Genomic DNA, 17,929 nt, shown 5'->3' with positions numbered 1-17,929 from the left:
TTCTGTGAGCTCAGGCGAGGGGGTAGGCGGCGGTGTACTCGTCGCCGAGGGCGATGAGCCGGCCGGCGGACGGGTGGGCGAAGTACCGGGCCCTGGCCGCCTTGAAGGGGCGGGTGACGGCGCCGGTCCGGAGGTCCGCGGCCATCAGGCCGGACGAGGCGGTGCTGTACGCGTACACGTGCCCGGTCCCGACCGCGGGCGGGGTGTCGAGGTCCTCGGACGGGACCGCCCGGCTCTTCTCCGCCCACCGCAGGGCGCCGGTGGAGGCGTCGAGCGCCACCATGCCGCGGTTCTCCTCGACCGCGTACACCACACCGTCCTTGACGGCCGGCGGGCCGAACCGTGCGGTCGGCGTCCGGCCTTCGAAGCGCCAGACCGGCTTGCCGTCGGCGAGGCCGAGCGCGGTGAGTTCACCGGCCGCCGGGTACACGTGCCGGTCGTCCACGGCCAGGCGGGCCCGGCTGAGCGCCGACTGCTTCCCGTCGAGCGGCTTGTTCCACAGCGCCCTGCCCGTCAGCGCGTCGTGCACGACGAGGCGCGGTTCCCCCTCCGCGGACTGCTGGACGAGGACCAGGCGGCCGCCCACCGCGCGGCCGGACAGGAAGTGCAGGCGATCGGACTTGTCGGGCCGGGCGGGCAGCGGCACCTCCCAGAGCTTTCTGCCCGAGCGGACGTCGATGCCCAGCAGGAACCACGCCTGGTCCTTGCCGAAGCTGGTCCGCGTGTGGGTGCCGCGGCCTCCCACCAGGTAGACGGCGTCGCCCGTCGCGCAGAGCAGCTGGGTTCCGAAGAGGATCGCCCGCAGGTCCTTGAGCTCGGCGAACGGCTCCCGGAGCCGTCCGGTGGCCGGATCGATCATGGAGATCCGCAGCGGATCGCTCTCCACGGTGGTGTCGTCGGCTGCGTAGAGCTGCTTGCCGTCGGAGGTGGCCCGGCGCATGAACCAGACCTCGGGGTCCTGCCACTTCACCGCACCCGTCGCCGGATCCAGCCCCTGCATGCCGTTCTCGGCCACGAGGAGCAGTCCGTCCAGGACGATCGGCGCGGGGGGAATCCGCGGATCGCTGATGCTGTTCTCCTGCACCTGCCAGAGCAGGTCCCACGCGGGTTCCGTGGCCGGGGTGGCGGGCGGCTCGGGGTCGTCGGGGTCCTTGCGGCCCAGCCAGGCCCAGGTGCCGGCTCCGACCGCGGCCGCGCCGAGCACGGAACCCCCGCCGAGGGCGAGGAGCCGGCGGCGGGACAGGACGGGCGGGGACGCCGACGGCGGCCCGGAGCCGCTGGGGAGGGTCGCGGCGAGGCCGTGTTCGGGCGGGGCGGGGAGGCGGTGGGGCGCGTCGTGCCAGACGCTGCCGACCCGGCGGGTGATCTCCATGAGCAGCGCTTCGGGGAGGCACTCGGCGAAGCCGTCCGCTCCGGTACGCAGCCGGGCGGCGAGCTCCTCGGTGGTGGGCCGGTCGGCGGGGTCCTTGGCGAGGCAGTGCGCCAGGACCGGGAGCAGGGCCGGCGGAACACCGGTGAGGTCGGCCTCGGCGTGGCGGACGCGGTACATGAGGTCGGCGTGGCTGCCGCTGCCGAAGGGGCCGTGGCCGGTGGCGGCGTAGGCGAGGACGCCGGCGAGGGCGAAGACGTCGCCCGCGGCGGTGTGTTCCCTGCCGGTGGCCTGCTCGGGGGACATGAAGGCGGGCGTGCCGGCGGCCGTGCCGGTGCGGGTGAGGCGGTCGTCGCCGAGGGCGCGGGCGATCCCGAAGTCGATGACCTTGGGACCCTCGGCGGTGACCATGACGTTGGAGGGCTTGAGGTCGCGGTGGACGACGTCGGAGGCGTGCAGCTGGGCCAGCGCCGCGCACAGCAGGGCCCCCAGGGCGCGCACCGCGGGCTCGGGGAGCGGGCCCGCGACGGAGACGGCCTCGTCGAGGGGCGGGCCGAGGACGTACTCGGTGGCCAGCCAGGGGGTTTCGGCGAGCGGGTCGGCGTCGAAGACGCGGGCGCCGTGGACGGGGCCGATGACGCGGGCCGCGTCGATTTCGAGGCGGAAGCGGGTGCGGACGGCGGGATCGGCGGCTATGTGCGCGTGCATCGTCTTCAGCGCCGCCGTGCGGCCGGCGGCCGAGCGGGCGAGGTAGACGGTGCCCATGCCGCCGCTGCCCAGGCGGGCGAGGAGGCGGTAGCCGCCCAGCGCGTGCGGGTCGTCGTGCGTGAGCGGGTTCGGCATCAGCGGTCGGTCCGGTGGGCGGGGACGGGGGGTTGGGGGAATGCGGGGAGTTCGGGGAACGCGGGGAGTGCGGGGAGTTCGGCGGCGAGGACCTCCGACGCCTGGCGCGTGAGGGCGACGACGACGGGCGCGGGCAGGGGCACCGGGCCGGCCGGGTCCGGGTGGGTGAGGAACTGGTGCGCCTGCGGACGCCGGGCGGGGTCGCGGGAGAGGCAGGCCGTGACCGGATCGCGCAGGAAGTCGGGCAGCTCGTCGCGTTCGGGGACGGTGTGGCCGGTCGCGGCGTAGGCGAGTACCGCCCCCAGCGCGTACACGTCGCCCGGCGGGCGGGGCCGGCCGCCGGCCGCCTGCTCCGGGGCGAGAGCGCCGGAGTCGAGGCCCGGCAGGCCGCTGCGGTGCTCGCCGTCGGGAGCCGCGGCCCGTACCGCGCCGAAGCAGCTCAGGCGGGGGCCGTCGGCGGTGAGCAGCACGGCCGCGGGGGACAGGCCCGCGTGCGCGACGCCCTGCGCGTGGGCGGTGGCCAGCGTGCGGGCGAGGGCCGCGGCCAGGGCCCGTACGACCGGACCGGGCAGCGGCCCGCCGTGGGCCCGCAGGGCGGCGGGCAGCGGGAGGGCGGGGACGTACGGCGCCGCGCACCAGGGCGGTTCCGCCCCGCCGCCGCCGACCTCGCCGACCGGCAGGAACCCCGGTACGGAGAGCCGGCGCGCCCCCTCGGCCTCGATGGCCCAGCGGGTCGGGTCGGTGTCGGGGCGGGGGAGCCGGGCGAGGAAGGTGCGGTCGCCGTCGGCGCCGCGCACGATGAAGCGCCGTTCGGCGGCGCTGTGTTCGGCCTCGTCGTCGAGCCGGCCCAGGGCGACGTGGGGCCCTATGTGCGCAGGGTCGTCATGGCGCAGCGCTCGCACCGGCGATGTTCCCCCTCGTCTGTGTTGATCAACGGCCACCCTACTCAAGCACTCAAGCGTCCGACCCGGGCTGCGCGTCGGTCTCACCGCGCCAGGCGAAGTGGAGCAGGGCCTCGGGGAGATAGCCGGACTCGACCTCGACCGGAAGTCCGTTGGCCTTGGCCAGGCAGGCGATCGCCAGCGGTCCGATGGCGACGACGCCGTGGATGACCACCTTCCGGTCCTCGTCGGCGGTCCAGTAGTCCTTGTGCTGCCTCAGGGCGTCGGCCAGGCACTCGTTGAAACCGGTGATGTCACGGCGCAGAAAGCGATAGAGCATCATGATCGGTGGGCGGCAGAGCTTGGCCATCTCGTCCCCGTCGAGGGTCCGGGCCTGCCCGGGAACGCACAGGTTCACGGCCCGCACCAGTTGTGCGCGAAGGTCGTCACGGCGGAGCCAGAAGCTCTGGAGGGTCTCCACCCAGGCGTACGCGTACTCGTCCAGCCGACCGCCGAAAGCGCGCAGCAGGGATACCGGGATCCGCGCCAGCATGTCGAGGCCGGCTGTGTCACGGCAGATGACCGCGAGGTAGAAGGCGTCGATCCAGGTGTGGGCGTTGAGGTAGGGCTGCGGCCCGGTGGTGGCCAGGTGGCGCTCTTCGTGGCGGATCCTGCACGTGATCGTCTCCCGGTCGGGAGCGGTGGTGGCGGCGAAGACGGCCGAGTGCACCTGCATGGCCAGCCGCCAGGACTCCCAGGTCTCCCGCAGGGCGGCGTGGGGGTCCACGGCCGAGCGGACGAGGGCGACGTTCAGCGCAGCCCCGACCGCGTCTGACCTGGAGTTGTGCGAGGTCTCGAACTTCTCCAGCGAGTAGGACACCGAACCCTCCATGACGGGCACCACCGCCGCCATGCCGTCCTTCGGATAGTCCTGCCGGGGGACGGTCAGGGTCATGTGCGCCTTACGTGGGGAACTCGCCGCACCAGTTGCGGAGGAGGAGGGTGGCGGGCAGGTAGTCCGACTCGACCTCGATCGGAATGCCGGCGTCCTGGGCGATGCAGGCCATGGCGAGGGGCGCGAGGGCGACGAGGCCGGTGGCGTCGATGGCTCGGCTCTCCTCGCTGCTCCAGTAGTCCTTGTGCCACTGCAAGGCTGTGGCGAGGGCCGTGTTGAAGCCGGCGTGGTCGTTGCGGAGGATCCGGTGGAGCATCTCCATCGGCGGGTACGCCAGCCGTCCGGCCGTCTCGGGGGCGCGGGCGACCTCCGGTGCGGTGCCGTCCACCGCCGCCACGAGCTTCTGGCTGAGATCAGGGCCGCCGGTCCAGTAGGTCTGAAGAGTGTCGATCCACGCGAAGACGTGGTCGTCGGCGCGACCGTTCTCCCGCAGCAGGGCCAGGGGCACCTGGCACAAGGCGGTGATCCTGTCCCGCTCGCGGCACACCAGTGCCAGGTAGAAGGCATCGAGCCAGGTGCCGGGAGTCGTGTACCACTGCGGGCCGGTGGTCTGGAGCGTGCGATCCTTGTGCGCGATGCGGCACTGGACGGTTTCCCCGGCGGGAGCCGCCGTTGCGAACACCGCCGCGCCGATCTGCATCGCCCTGACCCAGGCGTCCCACGTCGGGAAGATCGCGGCTCGTGGGTCCAGCAGACAACGGCCCTTGGCCAGGGTGAGCGTGGTGGTCAGAGCATCACCCAGCCGGGTGGGGCGTTCCTCCAACCCCTCGATCAGCTCATCTGCATCCTCCTGAAGCACGGCGATTCCCGCTTCTGCGTGCTCCGTGGGGAAAGAGTGACGGGTGATGATCGAGACCAACGCACTTCTCCTAAAAGATGTTGAAGTACTCGAGTTTGGCGCCAGCATACTTGCCGCTGTTTTCGACGGCCTGAACCAGGACATACCGCAGATTCTCGTTTTCGAGGGCCGTGGCGATCTCCTTGGCGTACTTGGCATCGCCTGGCGAGGTCAGGGCCCGGGCCTTCATGTCAGCCACGACCGTGCGGACATACTCGATGGTTCCCTGCTTCACCATCATGAGGTTGTCAGGATCGCCGTGGACGGGATGGGTGTTGCTCTGGCGCCAGTCCAGCGTCGCGTTGGGGGCCTTCGCCTCCACGATCACGAGGTTGCCGTCCTTGTCCCGCCAGAGCTGGTCGAACCTCTTCGAGCCGTTGGGCGTCTCCGGCAGCGGGGGGTCGTCGACTTCCTTGGCCCCCTCGAACTCCTTCTGCTGGAGCATGTGCCGACGGGCGGCCTCCTCGCCGAGGGCCTCACCGATCTTGCTGTTGTTGGGCCAGCCTTCGCTGACCTTGTCGAAGTTCTTCTGCGCGTCGGCCAGCGCCGCGGTGGTCTCAGGCGTCACGACGTCGTCGAATGCCGACTGGGCCCGGTTCAGCTCCATCCAGGCGAAGCGCTTGGCCGCAACCTTGTCCAGGTGCGTCAGGTCGTCCGGGGCGACCGTTTCCCGACCCCGTTCCAGAGGGGTCAGGTGGAACCTCTCCGGGTCGGCGTAGGGGATGTCACTGTTGGCGATCCAGCTGCCGTCCGACTTCTGCGTGAGCTTCGGGAGCAGCTGGCCGTCGACCAGCTCGTCAGCGCTGTTGCGGAATCCGGGGCCCCACTTGTCGTAGTGCTCAGCGCGCCAGACCGGGTCGTTGTTGACCCGCCACACGTGCTCGCGCGTGATGGCAGCCCGTTCCGCAGAGGTCCGCTCCTTCGGCAGGACCTCGCGCGCAGCCTCGTACTCCGCGCGGTTGGCCGCGCGGGTGGCATCGTCGAGGGGGGCCGGTGACGGGGGTGGCGTGTGACTGCCTCCCGTGCCCGGTGCGTCCGGGAGGCTGTTGCCCGTGCCCGGGGTGTCCGGGTGGGTGCCGCCCGTGCCGCCGGGGCCGTCCGCGTGGGTGGCTCCGCCGGACGGGCCGTCCGCGTGGGTGCCCGCCGTGGACGGGGTGTCCGCGTGGGTGGCGCCCGTCGGGGACGGGGAGTCCGGGCGGGGGCCGCCGGGGGTGTTGAGGTCGCCCCGCGGCATGTTGTCCGGGGCGTGGCCGCCCGGGGTGTGGTCGCCCGCGTGGCCGCCCGGGGTGGTGTCCACGCCGCGCGGGCCGTTGTCCAGGGCGTGCACCGGGTCGGAGATGTTGCTGCCGAGGTTGATGCCGTTGTCGCCGCCGCGGGCGCCGACGCCCACCAGTTCGCGTTCGGGGACCCTCGCGGTGGACGGGCTGTCCGCCTTCGGTGCTTCCGTACGCGGCACGTCCGCGCCCGCGTCCGGCTTGCCCGTCGGGGCGTCCTTCGCGTGCTGGGTGATCGTGCCGTCGGCGTCGTAGATGTTGCCCTTGGGGTCCATGAACTGCGACGGGCCGTCCACCGGGAGCTTGACCGTGCCCGGGGGCAGCGTAGTGGTGCCCTCGGGCAGCTTGATGGTGCCGTCCGAGAGCATGATCGCGCCGTCCGGGACGGCCGAGCCCGTCGGGAGGTGGATCGCGCCGTCGGGGAGGCGGACGGCTCCCTCGGGGAGGGCGATCGCGCCGTCCAGGTTGATGCTCGGGGCCTCGATCTTGCCCATGCCCCTCAGACCGGCCATCACGTCGCCGATCTTCGAGATGCCCGCGCCCGCGCCCTTGAAGATGTAGGTCATGGGGTCGATCGCGTGGCCGGCCTTGCCTGCGAACGACAGGGTCTTGGCGACCGCGCCGGCCTTGCCCGCGCCGGAGGCGGCGCCGCCCGCACCGCCGGTGAAGATCGTGGTCACGACGTTGAAGGTGACCGCGCCCGCCGCACGGGACGGGTTCGAGCCCCACTGGTCCCATGCCAGGAGCGCCTTGCCCGTTTCCTTCATCGCCGTACGGGAGTCCCGCAGCCACGACGGCAGCTTGTCGTCCGGCGCGGCGAGGAAGAGGGGGCCGACGCCCGGGATCGTCGAGATCGCCAGGCCGGTGCCCAGTTTGGCCAGTCCCGTCCAGGACTGCTTGAACACGTCCCAGCCCTGGAGGCCGACCAGGCCGCCGAGGCCCTTGAGGGTTCCCCAGATGCCGTCGACGACGATGCCCTTGCCGAACTCCCAGGCGTGCTCCCACACCTGCCACGCGGGGATGGACTCCTCCACCGCGTCGCCCCAGGGCAGGGACTTGGCCTGCTTGAGCGCCTCGGCGTCGTAGCCGTACATGTCGGGGGCGTTGGAGCCGTCGTTGACCCGCAGCGGCTTGCCGCCGACCAGCGCGACGATCTTGGCGTGGGCGGCCCGTTCCACCTCGTGGAACTCTTCCCACACCTCGGCGACCTTGTTGCGGCGTTCGAGGTTCTCGTCGATCAGGTCGCCGTCTTCACGCCACTTGTCGTCGTCGGCGATCTTCGTGCGGAACGCTTGCGCTTCCGCCCGCAGGTTCTCCAGCTTCTTGATGACGGGTGCGGCGTCGCGGGAGTACGTGCCGAGTGCGCCGGCGATGGTGCACATGTCGGTGCTGAGCTTCAGGCCCAGGTCGGAGACGGGCTTCGTCGTCGCGAAGAGCTGGTCCGCCTCCGGTGCCTGGTAGAAGGCCTGCAGGCCGCCGAAGCTCGTGTGGACGTCGGAGGCCTTCGTCGAGACCGTGGCCCCGCCCGACGAGATCAGCTTCACCTGCTCGTCCAGCACCGCGAGGTTTCCGGTGAAGACCGGTATCTCGGCCGGGTCGACCGGTGCGTTCCCGCTCACTTCTTGCCCCCGGTCTTTTCACGCAGGATGTCGAGGTTCACGGCCCGGGCGGCGTCCTGGGCGGCCTTGGCCTGGTCCAGGTCGCCCGCCAGGTACTCGTTCGTCGCCGCCACCGCGCCGAGGATGCACGCCTCGATCCGCTTCGCCATCGACTCGAACTCGGGCTTGCGGGTGCTCAGGTACTCGCCCAGCGCGGCCGCGACCGGCCCCAGCGCCTTCTGGCTCAGGGGCGGCGCGCCCACGGGTACCGGGCCCTGCAGTTTCGTTTCCGCCTGCGAGCCCGGCACGGCCGTCCCCGCTGCCTGGGCCGCCTCCGACATGGCTGTGAGCAGGGCGTTCAGGGCCTTCTCCAACTCGCCGGCGTTACCGCCGACGGTCTTCAAATGGCCCTGCACGCCCTGCGGCTTGATGTCCCATGACGTCATGGACGACCCACCCCCGTGAACCCGACTTCCCTACCGACCCGCTGGTCCGGCGATCCGCTGAAACGATCCCGCTCAGCCGATGTTGTCGACCGCGACCTTCGCGCGCTGGAGCGTCTGCTGCGCCGTCGCGTCGTTCTTCTCCAGCGTCGTGTTCAGCAGCTGGATGATGTTCTTGACCTCCTGGGAGGCGTTCTTCCAGCGCAGTTCCTTGGCGTGGTAGTCGTCCGCCACGCCGTCCGCCGCGAAGTCCGACATCGCCGCCGCCACCTGGGCCTCACGCGCCGCGATCACCTGCTCCAGCTGGCCGATCACGGCCTTGATGCCGCCCTGCGCCTCCGTCGAGGCACCCATGTCGTACGCACGACGGTCCGTCCCACCTGTACCCACGCCAACCACACTCCCCGTGAAGAAAGAAGACTCGAAAGAAGACCCGGAACCCGGCCGGCCTAGCGGCCGCGGAAGCGGGCCGCGTCGAAGTTCGCCGAGCCCTGCGTCTGCCGGGCGTTCTCGCCCTGCTCCTGGTCACCGGACCCGAAGGCCTGCTCCATGCCGGACTGGCCGCCCAGGATCGCCGCCAGCGAGGCGTTCAGCTCCTTGGCGATCCCGTCCGCACGCAGCTTGAACGAGTCGAACGCGACCTTGCCCTGGCCCTGGAACTTGCCCTCCAGCGGCTGCGCCGCGACCACCAGCTGCTTGACCAGCGATCCCAGGTCGGTGTTCGAGGTACGCGACCCCGACATCAGGTTCGTCAGAACCTGAGTCCCCATGTCGAACTTCATCCCGGACTCCCCCGCACTCTCGAAAGAACGTCAACCGATCATCAGTATGACCAGTTCTATCAACATACATCGCACCTGCAACGAGCAACGAGTGCTTTGTGACTCATCCATGACAAACCGACAGGCATCTTCACGAACCCTTCAGATGGCCCATCAGCTGCTCGAAGACGGCCCACCCCGTCAGGTCCGACGGATCCCCGGGCATCGGGTAGTAGTAGCCCGGGCGGGACTTGGGCCCCAGCCGCACCGGCTGCTCGGCCAGCGGGGTGTGCCGGGCCCGGTCGTCCGGCATCCCGCGGACCTCCTCCGAGCCCAGGACGAAGGCCAGCGGCACCCCCGGTCCCTCGAAGCGCGGCGGCACCAGCAGATCGCGGCGCGCTTTGCGGAGCTGTACGAGCATCGACTGAAGGCGGTGCCGGGTGACGAGGGCCTCCGCGACCCGGGGCAGGGCGTCCAGGGGCGGCGCTTCGCCCTCGCCGTAGCCGAGCGCCATCGTCACGGTCTCCTCGACGCCCGCCTTCGTACGGCTGACCCGCACCGTGGCCAGACCGGGCCGCTCCGGGCCGCCCACCACCACGAACCAGGTCGGCTCGGGGGCGCGGGAGAACGCGACGTCGGTGAGCCGGCCCGGCGACCAGGGCAGGTTGGCGGGCTCGGCCGTGCCCCAGCCCGCCGGAGCGGCGCCGGTCAGCTCGCGCCACACCGTCTCCAGGGCCCCGCCGAGCACCAGCCGGTCGTCCGCGGGGTGGATCGTGCGGAAGGTGATCGCCAGCTGCCGCTGCGCCGTCTCCGCGACCTCCTGGTACGAGGCGGCCACCGCCGTCCGGGGGTCGTCCTCGGTGGCGTCCGGCGCGACGACCGTGGCGAACATGCCCTCCTGCCAGCGCAGCACCGCGCCCGAGAGGCCGTCGTAGTAGCCCTCCCGCTGGTCCTGGACGACCCACCGCGAGGGCCAGTCCGGCATGTTGGCCAACACCGCCGGGGACAGCACCGTCCCGGGCGGGGTGACGATCTGCAGCCCGCGCTCGGCCGCCGCGGCGGCCCGGAAGGCGTCGGAGAGCCAGGCCGTCATCGCGACGACCGGGCGGTCCATGATGACCACGGCGACGTTCGGCGTCAGCACGTCGACGGCGGGCTGCGCCGCGGCCGGCGTCGGCGCCACGCCGATCCCGTCGCTCTCCACCACGGCCACCGACCGCGCGGCCTCCGGCGGCCAGGCCGTTCCCGAGGCCAGCGAGGCCAGGCGGGCCGCGAAGGTGCCCGCGAGGCGCTCCGCCTCGGGTACGCCGGTGGTGGCGCGGGCCTCGGTCCACCAGTAGGGGACCCGCGGCGGGGTGGCCCCGAGCAGCCGCTCCGCCTCGCCCTCGACCTGCACCAGCAAGGGCGCCTCGATCGAGACGAGCGGCCGGCCCTGCTCGTCGCAGAGCTGGACCACCGCCCCCTCGCCGGCCGTGTCCACCAGCTTGTCGGGGCCCCCGGACAGCAGGCCCGCGAGCACCGTCCAGGGGGTGGGCATCTGCTGGGTCAGGGCGATGACGTCCTTGGTCATGGGGTCGGGCGGCCCTTCACTCGGCGGCGTACACGGTCTGGATCAGGCGGTTGGACTGGCCCCTGCGGACGAGGACGCCGCGGCCGGCCGGGTGCTGGGCGGCGTACACCCCCGGGAACAGCTGGCCCTCGCTGCGGTCGCCGGCCATGACGACCGCCGAGGCCCCCGATTCGCGCAGGCCCTGCACCAGCGGCTCGTACATGCCGCGCGAGGCGCCCGCGACGCGGCGGGTCAGCACGAAGTGCAGGCCGATGTCCGCAGCCGAGGGGATGTACGGGACGAACGGGGCCAGCGGCGACTGTCCCGCGGTGGTCAGCACGTCGTAGTCGTCGACGAGGACCACGATCCGCGGGCCGCCGCCCCAGCTGCCCGGCTCCAGGTCCTCCAGCGGGGCGCTGTCGTCCGGCATCCGCCGCTCCAGCTCGGAGGCGATGCCCGCGGCCAGCCCGGCGCACATCTTGGCGTTGTAGGCGTAGCCGCCGTTGAACTCCTCGGGGACCACACCGCGCAGGCTGCGCCGCGGGTCCATGATCGCGAAGACCAGCTCGTCCTCGCCGTAGCGCTCGATGAGGCCGCCGGCGATGGTCTTGAGCAGGTTCGTCTTGCCGCACTCGCTGTCGCCCATGACCAGCAGGTGCTGGTCGTGGTGGAACAGGTCCAGGAGTACGGGCGCCAGCGCGGTCTGGTCCAGGCCGATCGGCACCCGCTTCGGCTCGGCGACCGGGCCCGGCAGCAGGTGCGGCTCCAGTACGTGCGGGAGCACCCGCACCGGCTGGGCGGCATCGCCGCTCCAGGTCGCCCGGATCGTGCGGGCCGTGCGCTCCAGGACGGCGCCCAGCTCCGAGGTGTCGGTGAGCCCGTCGGTGCGGGGCAGCGCCACCTGCGCGAAGAGCTTGCCGTCGGTCAGGACGCGCCCCGGCTCGTCGGGCGCGAGGGTCTCGGCGAGCTTGCGCTCGATGCTGGACTCGCTGGGGTCGTTGAGGCGCAGCTCGACGCGGGTGCCGAAGTTCGACTGGGTGGCGATGCGGACGTCGTTCCAGCGGAGCATGCCCGCGACGACGTGGATGCCGTAGCCGCCGCCGCGCTTGAGGATGTCGACGACCGCGTCGTCGAGCTCCTCGAAGTCGTCGCGCAGCGCACCGAACCCGTCGATGACCAGGACGATCTCGGCGGAGGCCAGCTGCGGCAGCCGGCCGGCCGCGTGCAGGGTGCGCAGCTGCTCGACCGAGTCGATGCCGTGCTCGCGGAAGAGGTCCTCGCGCAGGGCGAGCATGGTGCGCACCTCCTCGACCGTACGGGCCGCGCGCTCGCGGTCGGCGCGTCCCGCGATGCCGCCCACGTGCGGCAGCCCGGACAGGGCCTGCAGGCCGCCGCCGACCAGGTCGAGGCCGTAGACGCCGACCTCCTGCGGGGTGTGGGTCAGGGCGAGCGAGAGGACCAGGGTCCGCAGCAGGGTGGTCTTGCCGGACTGCGGGCCGCCGATGACGGCGGCGTGTCCGCCCGCGACGGTGAGGTCGAGGTACCAGCGGCCCTGCCACTGCTTCGTCGGGTCGTCGAGCAGGCCGAGCGGCACCACGAGCCGGTCGCGGCGCTCGGAGAGCTGCATGCCGCGCACGCCCACGTCGAGCGGGCCGGCGACGGAGTCCAGGGAGATCGCGTCGGGCAGCGGGGGCAGCCAGATGCGGCGGACCGGACCGGCGGCGTGCTGCAGCTGGTCGACGATGACGCCCATCTCGGTGGGGCCGGTCTCGCGGCGGCGCGCCGAGGGCTCCTGGCCGCCCGTGGCCTGCGGTGCGGAGAGGGAGTTGAAGGCCCCGTACTCCAGGGCGAGCGGGCCGCTGTCCTCGTCCTCGGCGCGCTGCACGGGCCCCCGGTAGGCGCCGGAGACGTAGCTCGCCTTGAAGCGTTCGTAGTGGCTGGTGTCGACCTTGAGGTAGCCGAAGCCGGGCAGCGGCGGCAGGTGGAAGGCGTCGGTGGTGTCCAGGACCGTGCGGGACTCGTCGGCGGAGAAGGTGCGCAGGCCCAGGCGGTACGAGAGGTAGGTGTCCAGGCCCTTGAGCTTGCCGCCCTCGATGCGCTGGCTGGAGAGCAGCAGGTGGACGCCGATGGACCGGCCGATGCGGCCGATCGAGAGGAACAGGTCGATGAAGTCGGGCTTCGCGGTGAGCAGTTCGCCGAACTCGTCGATGACGACGAACAGGTGCGGGAGCGGGTCCAGGTCGGGCCGGCGGTCGGCGCGCAGTGCCGCGTAGTCGCCGATGTCGGCCACGTTGCCCGCGTCCTTGAGGACCTGCTGGCGGCGCTTGACCTCGCCCGCGAGGGAGGCGTGGACGCGCTCGACGAGACCGGCCTGGTTCTCCAGGTTGGTGATGACGCCGGCGACGTGCGGGAGGTCGGCGAACGGCGCGAAGGTCGCGCCGCCCTTGTAGTCGACGAGGACCAGGGCGAGGTCCTCGGGCGGGTGCGTGGCCACCAGGGCGAGGACGAGGGTGCGCAGCAGCTCGGACTTTCCGGAACCGGTCGCGCCGACGCACAGGCCGTGCGGGCCCATGCCCAGTTCGGAGGACTCCTTCAGGTCGAGCAGCACGGGCTCGCGGGCGTCGCTGATGCCGATGGGCACGCGCAGGAAGGCGCGTTCGCCGCGCGGGGCCCACAGGCTCGCGAGGTCCAGGCGGGCCACGTCGTCGATGCCGAGCAGGTCGGCGAAGTCGACGGGTCCGGACAGCGGGGCGTCGATCAGGGACTCGGCGGACAGGCGCAGCGGGGCGAGCATCCGGGCCAGGCCCTCGGCGAAGGGGATGCCGACCTCGTCCACGGTGCCGTGGGCGCTGATGGGCTCGTCCTGGCGCAGGTCCTCGATGAGCACCCGGTCGCCGTCGACGGTGATGCGCACGCCGACGTGGCCGGGCTCCTGGATGCGCTGTTCGAGCAGGTGGAGGACGGTGACGCCCATCTCGCGCAGGCCGACCGCGTCGTCGGGGCGCGGCAGTTCGACGGCGTCCTCGCCGTGCCCGTCGGTCACCACCAGCAGCCGGGACGTCATCGACAGGGCGTCCTTGCCGGACAGCCCGCGGCGGACCTCGGCGGCGTAGGAGGCGCGGCGGCGCAGCTCGGGGCCGATCTGCCGGGCGAGCTGGTCGGCGGAGGGGGCGATGCGGCGGGCGGCGACGGGTCCGTCGAGCTGCTCGGTGTCCAGGAGGTGCGGCATCCACTTGGCCCACTCCCAGTCGGGGAGCCGGTCGCCGGGCGCGGCCAGGGCGATCGCCACGTCGTCGGGGGCGTGTAGGGAGGCGGTCTGGACCAGCAGGGCGCGCGCGACGCGCAGGCAGTCCTCGCGGGGGCCGATGACGCTGATGTTGCCGATGCGGTCCAGCGGCACGGTGAGCGGGAGCTCGGTGCCGTTGCGGAAGCGGGCCGTGAGCGCCGAGGCCTCGTTCAGCATGAACTGGTCGGGCGGGGTGAGGACGGTGGAGCCCTGCTGGCCGATCTGCAGGTCGCGGACCGGCATCTCGCCGGTGCCGACGCGCACGCGCAGGAAGTCGCCGTCGGTGCGGCGCCGCTCCCACAGCCGGGCCGGGTCGCGGACGATGTCGTAGAGGGCGTGCGGCGGCGGGTTGAGCACGTCGGCGTGCTCGCCGCGTTCGCGTTCCTCGGCGGAGAGCTCCTCGCGCAGGTCCTCCAGGTAGGCGAGGTAGGCCTCGCGCTGGGTGCGGCGGGTGCGTTGGGCCTTGCCGCGCTGGGAGAAGACGAGCGCGACCGAGCCGATGATGGTGACGACGAGGATCAGGGCGCCCAGCGCGGCGAACTGGCTGTTGCGCACGACCGTCATCATCACGACGGACGACATGACGCCGGCCACGGGCAGCAGCGACATGGCGATGCTGCCCGCCTTCCCCTCGGGGAGGTTGGGCGGGGCCTCGATGGTGCGCGCCTCGGGGGGCGCCGGCGGCCTGACGGTCCGTGCCGGGCGGTGGATCAGTCGGGTACTCATCGTCAGTGGCGCTTCTGGGAGAGCTGGAAGACGTCCGCGGCGAGCCGCGAGGCGGTCTGCCGGGTCGAGTGGGCGAGCAGTTCGGTGCGGATGCGGCCGCCGTCCGCCAGGTGGCGGTCGTAGGGCAGGACGTGGACGCTCGGCCCGGCGGCCTCCAGGGTGCGGACCGCGTCGGCGAGGTCGACCCCGCAGTGCGGGGCCTGCTCGGTGATGACGACGGCGGTGCTCGCCAGCATGTGCGGCGGAAGGCCCTTCATCCACTGCAGGACGGCGAAGGTGCTGCTGACGCCGTCGAGGGTCGCGGGGGTGGCCAGGACGCGGGCCTGGGAGGCGGAGAGCGCGACGCGGGCGACCTCGGCGGGCAGGGTCTCGCAGTCGACGACGGCCACGCCGAAGTAGCGGCGCAGCGCCACCATGGCCCGTTCGTAGGAGCGGGTGTCGAGCATCGCGCCGATCTGGCCCTGGCTGCCGGGCAGCAGCCAGGCGTTGTCGCGGAGCTGGACCAGGTAGCCGGTGATGTCGAGCAGCGACATCTGGGGCTCGACGATGTCGGCGACGTCGCCGGTGGTCCAGCGCAGGCTTTCGGCGCCGAGCCGGATGGGCAGCGAGCCGAGCGCCGGGTCGGCCTCGACGAAGAGGACGGGGTCCTGCCGGTAGTGCGCGTACGTGGTGCCGAGCAGGGCGGCGACCGTGGACTTGCCGGCGCCGCCGCGGATGGAGGTGACGGCGATCTGCCGGCCGGTGGTCACCGGCTGCTGGAGCAGTTCGGCGGCGCGGGTGGCCTCGGCGACCTCGCGGGCGGCCGACGAGGAAACGGTTCTGCGTACGGCGCGCAGCGCGCGGGCGCTGAACGGCTCCCCGTGCCGGGGCTTGCGGCCGGTCCCGGAGAGCTGCCGGTCCACCGCGGGCTTGGAGTCGGGCGTACGGGTCCGCTGTCCGTGGCCGGCGGCCGCGTACGCGGCCTGGGGGTGCGGCTGCTGCGGCTGCTGCGGCTGCGCCTCCGGGTACGGCCGGCCCTGCGGCGGGTACCCGTACGCGGGTGCGCCCTGCGGTCCGGCGCCCTGCGGTCCGGCGGTCTGCTGTCCGCCGCCCGGGACCTGGTGGGCCTGCGGGTGCCCGTGCGCGGGGGCCGGGGCGCCCGGGGCGGGGGCCTGCCCGGCGGGACCCGCGGCCGGCTGCTGCTGCGGCGGCCCCGGCTGCCCCTGCGCCGGAGGCTGCGCCCCGCCCCTGAGGTCGCGCAGGACGTCGCCCTGCCAGTTCTCTGCGTTCGGCATGTCTGCCCCTGCCCCTCTTCCTCAGAACTTGTTGAGCAGCTGCCCGTACACGCCGAACACCCCGACGGCGAGCGGGAAGAGCCCCACCATGCCCACCGATTCGACGAGGTCGGCCGTGCGCCGCAGCCGGACCTGCACGTGGTCCGGCGGCTGCACCGCGAGGACGAGCAGCGGCAGCAGCGCCGCCACGACCAGGACGGCCAGCGGGCCGGCGCCCCCGTCGTGGTCGGTCCACAGCATCACCAGGCGTACGACGAGCAGTCCCGCGGCGGCGATCAGCGCCACGACCTCGGCCACCAGCGGGAAGGCGCGCGCCCTCGACAGCAGGACGACGGCGACGAGCGACGGCAGCGCGACCGTCCACACCGACGGCTTCTCGGCGAGCGTCAGCAGCCAGCCGGCGGCCGCGGCCGAGACCGCGGTGACGATGGTGGCGAGCGCGAGCCCGCGGTGCGTGGCGGCGAGCGCGTTGCCGACCTCGTGGCGGCTGACGGAGGCGCCGCCCGAGCGGCGGTCGTCGAGGGCCGTGAGCCCCGAGGCCATCAGGGCGAGCCGCGGCAGCAGGCCGAGCAGCACCACCGAGACGAGGGCCATCACCGCGCCGAGCCGGGCCGGGTCGCCCTGTACGGCGGCGACGGCCTCCCACAGGGCCGTGATCACGGCGGTGGCCACGGCGCCGAAGAGCCCGCCGCGGCCGAGCGGGGAGAAGTGGCCGAGCAGGGCCAGCGTCAGGACGAGCGCGCCCGCGACGGCGGCGAGCCGCGCGGTGCCGGCCCAGTCGTAGGCGTCCGCGGCGGTCCACGCGGTGAGGATCCCCAGTCCGCCGGAGGCGAGCAGGAGCGCGGTCGCGAGGCCCCGGTTGCCCTGGCCGATCCGGGAGACGACGGCGCCGGTCGCCATCAGGACGAGCGTGACGGCGGCCAGGGCGCCGGCCAGCGCGTCGAGGGCGAACTCGTGCCGGGCGAGCAGGGCCGCGGTCACCGTGAACGCGACGGTCGCCACGCCCGCGCTGCCCCGCCGGGCGGCGGGACGCCAGCGCCAGGCCTGGAGGTCGAGGTCGTCGGAGACCAGGTCGGTGACGTCGTGGACCACCGGGGCGGGCGGTGCGGAGTGGCTCCTGACCAGGCGCAGGACCGCTCCGTCGGCTATGCCGGCCGTCGCGAGGGTGCTGTCGTGCGGCAGCGCGGAGCCGTCCGACGCGATCAGCTGACGGGTCAGCGGTCGCGAGGCGGCCCGGTCGTCGAGCAGCTGGAGTATGTCCGGGAGCAGTTGACCGATCGGCGTGTCGGACGGCAGGACCATGTCGGCCCGGCGACGCTCGCCGATCAGGGTCACCCTGCTGAGTTGCGCCCGGGAAGTCGTTGCTGTGCTCACCACTTGCGGGAACCTATCATCGCGGGTTTGCGACCTTTCGGGGCAAAGGGGGACGTGGCGCTGCTGCCGGACCGTGAAATCTCCCGGATCTGCACGCCGGTTGCTTCTTCCTCTACGACTTCACCGGCGCGGGCGACGTGGCCGCGTGCGAGGAGGCGGGCTGTGACGTCTTCGTCGGTTTCGGGGACTTCGACGGCTTCGGGGACTTCGACGGCGACGGGCTCGCCGGGGCGGACGGCTGCGGCGGCGCAGCGGGCTGCCCGAGCGGCTGCAGCTGTCCCTGCTGCCGCTGTTGCTGCTTCTGCTGCTCGGCCTTCTGCTTGGCGAGCGTGTGCTGGACGAAGGACCAGCCGACGCAGCCCGCGCACAGGACGGCCGCGATGGCGATGCCCGCGAACAGCTTCCCGAGCCGTTCGTCCGCCGTGCGCCGTGCCCGCTGGGCACCGAAGAGCAGGGCGTCCCTCATCCTGCGGCGGCGTACCGCCACCGACTCCAGAAGCTGGCTGTCGTAGTCCCGTGCCATCTGTCGTCCGTCGCCCCAGTCCCGGCTCGTCGAGCGCCTGCCACCGCTCCAGGGCGCGGCTGCTGAGTGTGCGCCATGCCGAGCCCCCGTGTTTTGCCTCTGCAACATAGAGCATGCATCCGAATCCGGCACATCCGGACCGGGGAGTGAACCGTGGCGGGAAGGCGGCGTACGCGTGGGGCCCGGCCGCCGGGTTGAAGCACACGCCGTCCGCAACTCCCGTCGTAGCGTGGGT

General features: G+C 72.8%; 13 protein-coding genes. All 13 read right to left on the bottom strand.

All coding sequences use genetic code 11. From position 1 onward, the window contains the following. Positions 1 to 10 precede the first annotated feature (10 nt). Entirely contained in the window at positions 11 to 2,212 is a 2,202-nt protein-coding gene (locus tag AB0O53_RS04620; protein WP_365193224.1) for a protein kinase domain-containing protein, read from the bottom strand. Further along, positions 2,212 to 3,114 (bottom strand): protein kinase family protein, encoded by a 903-nt coding sequence (locus AB0O53_RS04615; RefSeq protein WP_435886589.1) that lies wholly within the window; start codon positions 3,112 to 3,114, stop codon positions 2,212 to 2,214. The genes AB0O53_RS04620 and AB0O53_RS04615 overlap by 1 nt, the downstream gene beginning before the upstream one ends. Before the next feature lie 52 nt (positions 3,115 to 3,166). Further along, entirely contained in the window at positions 3,167 to 4,048 is an 882-nt protein-coding gene (locus tag AB0O53_RS04610; protein WP_365193222.1) for an immunity 49 family protein, read from the bottom strand. Positions 4,049 to 4,055: 7 nt separating this feature from the next. Beyond that, entirely contained in the window at positions 4,056 to 4,847 is a 792-nt protein-coding gene (locus tag AB0O53_RS04605; protein ID WP_350989875.1) for an immunity 49 family protein, read from the bottom strand. 70 nt (positions 4,848 to 4,917) lie between these two features. Next, positions 4,918 to 7,779, bottom strand: a complete 2,862-nt coding sequence (locus AB0O53_RS04600) for a hypothetical protein (protein ID WP_365193220.1) — start codon at positions 7,777 to 7,779, stop codon at positions 4,918 to 4,920. Then, entirely contained in the window at positions 7,776 to 8,204 is a 429-nt protein-coding gene (locus AB0O53_RS04595) for a DUF6507 family protein (protein ID WP_350989872.1), read from the bottom strand. Before AB0O53_RS04595 ends, AB0O53_RS04600 begins: the two co-directional genes overlap by 4 nt. A gap of 72 nt (positions 8,205 to 8,276) precedes the next feature. Next, complete coding sequence (locus AB0O53_RS04590; protein WP_350989871.1) at positions 8,277 to 8,600, bottom strand: pore-forming ESAT-6 family protein; 324 nt, start codon at positions 8,598 to 8,600, stop codon at positions 8,277 to 8,279. 50 nt (positions 8,601 to 8,650) lie between these two features. Next, positions 8,651 to 8,983: a hypothetical protein gene (locus AB0O53_RS04585; RefSeq protein ID WP_183066617.1), complete on the bottom strand. Its 333-nt coding sequence runs from the start codon at positions 8,981 to 8,983 to the stop codon at positions 8,651 to 8,653. 130 nt (positions 8,984 to 9,113) lie between these two features. After that, complete coding sequence (locus tag AB0O53_RS04580) at positions 9,114 to 10,532, bottom strand: DUF6177 family protein (RefSeq protein WP_350989870.1); 1,419 nt, start codon at positions 10,530 to 10,532, stop codon at positions 9,114 to 9,116. 16 nt (positions 10,533 to 10,548) lie between these two features. Beyond that, positions 10,549 to 14,523, bottom strand: coding sequence for a type VII secretion protein EccCa (gene eccCa, locus AB0O53_RS04575; RefSeq protein ID WP_365193217.1), 3,975 nt, complete (start codon positions 14,521 to 14,523; stop codon positions 10,549 to 10,551). A gap of 2 nt (positions 14,524 to 14,525) precedes the next feature. Then, positions 14,526 to 15,797: a MinD/ParA family ATP-binding protein gene (locus AB0O53_RS04570; RefSeq protein ID WP_350989868.1), complete on the bottom strand. Its 1,272-nt coding sequence runs from the start codon at positions 15,795 to 15,797 to the stop codon at positions 14,526 to 14,528. Between the two features lie 21 nt (positions 15,798 to 15,818). Next, the gene (gene eccD, locus AB0O53_RS04565) at positions 15,819 to 17,174 is read right to left on the bottom strand and encodes a type VII secretion integral membrane protein EccD (RefSeq protein WP_365193215.1); all 1,356 of its coding nucleotides are present in this window, start codon (positions 17,172 to 17,174) and stop codon (positions 15,819 to 15,821) included. Positions 17,175 to 17,283: 109 nt separating this feature from the next. Beyond that, positions 17,284 to 17,694, bottom strand: coding sequence for a hypothetical protein (locus AB0O53_RS38335; RefSeq protein ID WP_403136807.1), 411 nt, complete (start codon positions 17,692 to 17,694; stop codon positions 17,284 to 17,286). Between the last annotated feature and the right edge of the window lie 235 nt (positions 17,695 to 17,929).

The sequence above is a fragment of the Streptomyces erythrochromogenes genome (assembly GCF_040684695.1).
Lineage (GTDB): Bacteria > Actinomycetota > Actinomycetes > Streptomycetales > Streptomycetaceae > Streptomyces > Streptomyces erythrochromogenes_C.
Note: the sequence above shows the minus strand (reverse complement) of the source record. Positions and strands in the feature narration are given on the sequence as shown.

Bases quoted from the DNA above. Each gene is read 5' to 3' on its own strand.
- AB0O53_RS04580 (WP_350989870.1), bottom strand. From the start codon at position 10,532: ATGACCAAGGACGTCATCGCCCTGACCCAGCAGATGCCCACCCCCTGG.
- eccCa (WP_365193217.1), bottom strand. From the start codon at position 14,523: ATGAGTACCCGACTGATCCACCGCCCGGCACGGACCGTCAGGCCGCCG.
- AB0O53_RS04570 (WP_350989868.1), bottom strand. From the start codon at position 15,797: ATGCCGAACGCAGAGAACTGGCAGGGCGACGTCCTGCGCGACCTCAGG.
- AB0O53_RS04620 (WP_365193224.1), bottom strand. From the start codon at position 2,212: ATGCCGAACCCGCTCACGCACGACGACCCGCACGCGCTGGGCGGCTAC.
- AB0O53_RS38335 (WP_403136807.1), bottom strand. From the start codon at position 17,694: ATGGCACGGGACTACGACAGCCAGCTTCTGGAGTCGGTGGCGGTACGC.
- AB0O53_RS04585 (WP_183066617.1), bottom strand. From the start codon at position 8,983: ATGAAGTTCGACATGGGGACTCAGGTTCTGACGAACCTGATGTCGGGG.
- AB0O53_RS04595 (WP_350989872.1), bottom strand. From the start codon at position 8,204: ATGACGTCATGGGACATCAAGCCGCAGGGCGTGCAGGGCCATTTGAAG.
- AB0O53_RS04610 (WP_365193222.1), bottom strand. From the start codon at position 4,048: ATGACCCTGACCGTCCCCCGGCAGGACTATCCGAAGGACGGCATGGCG.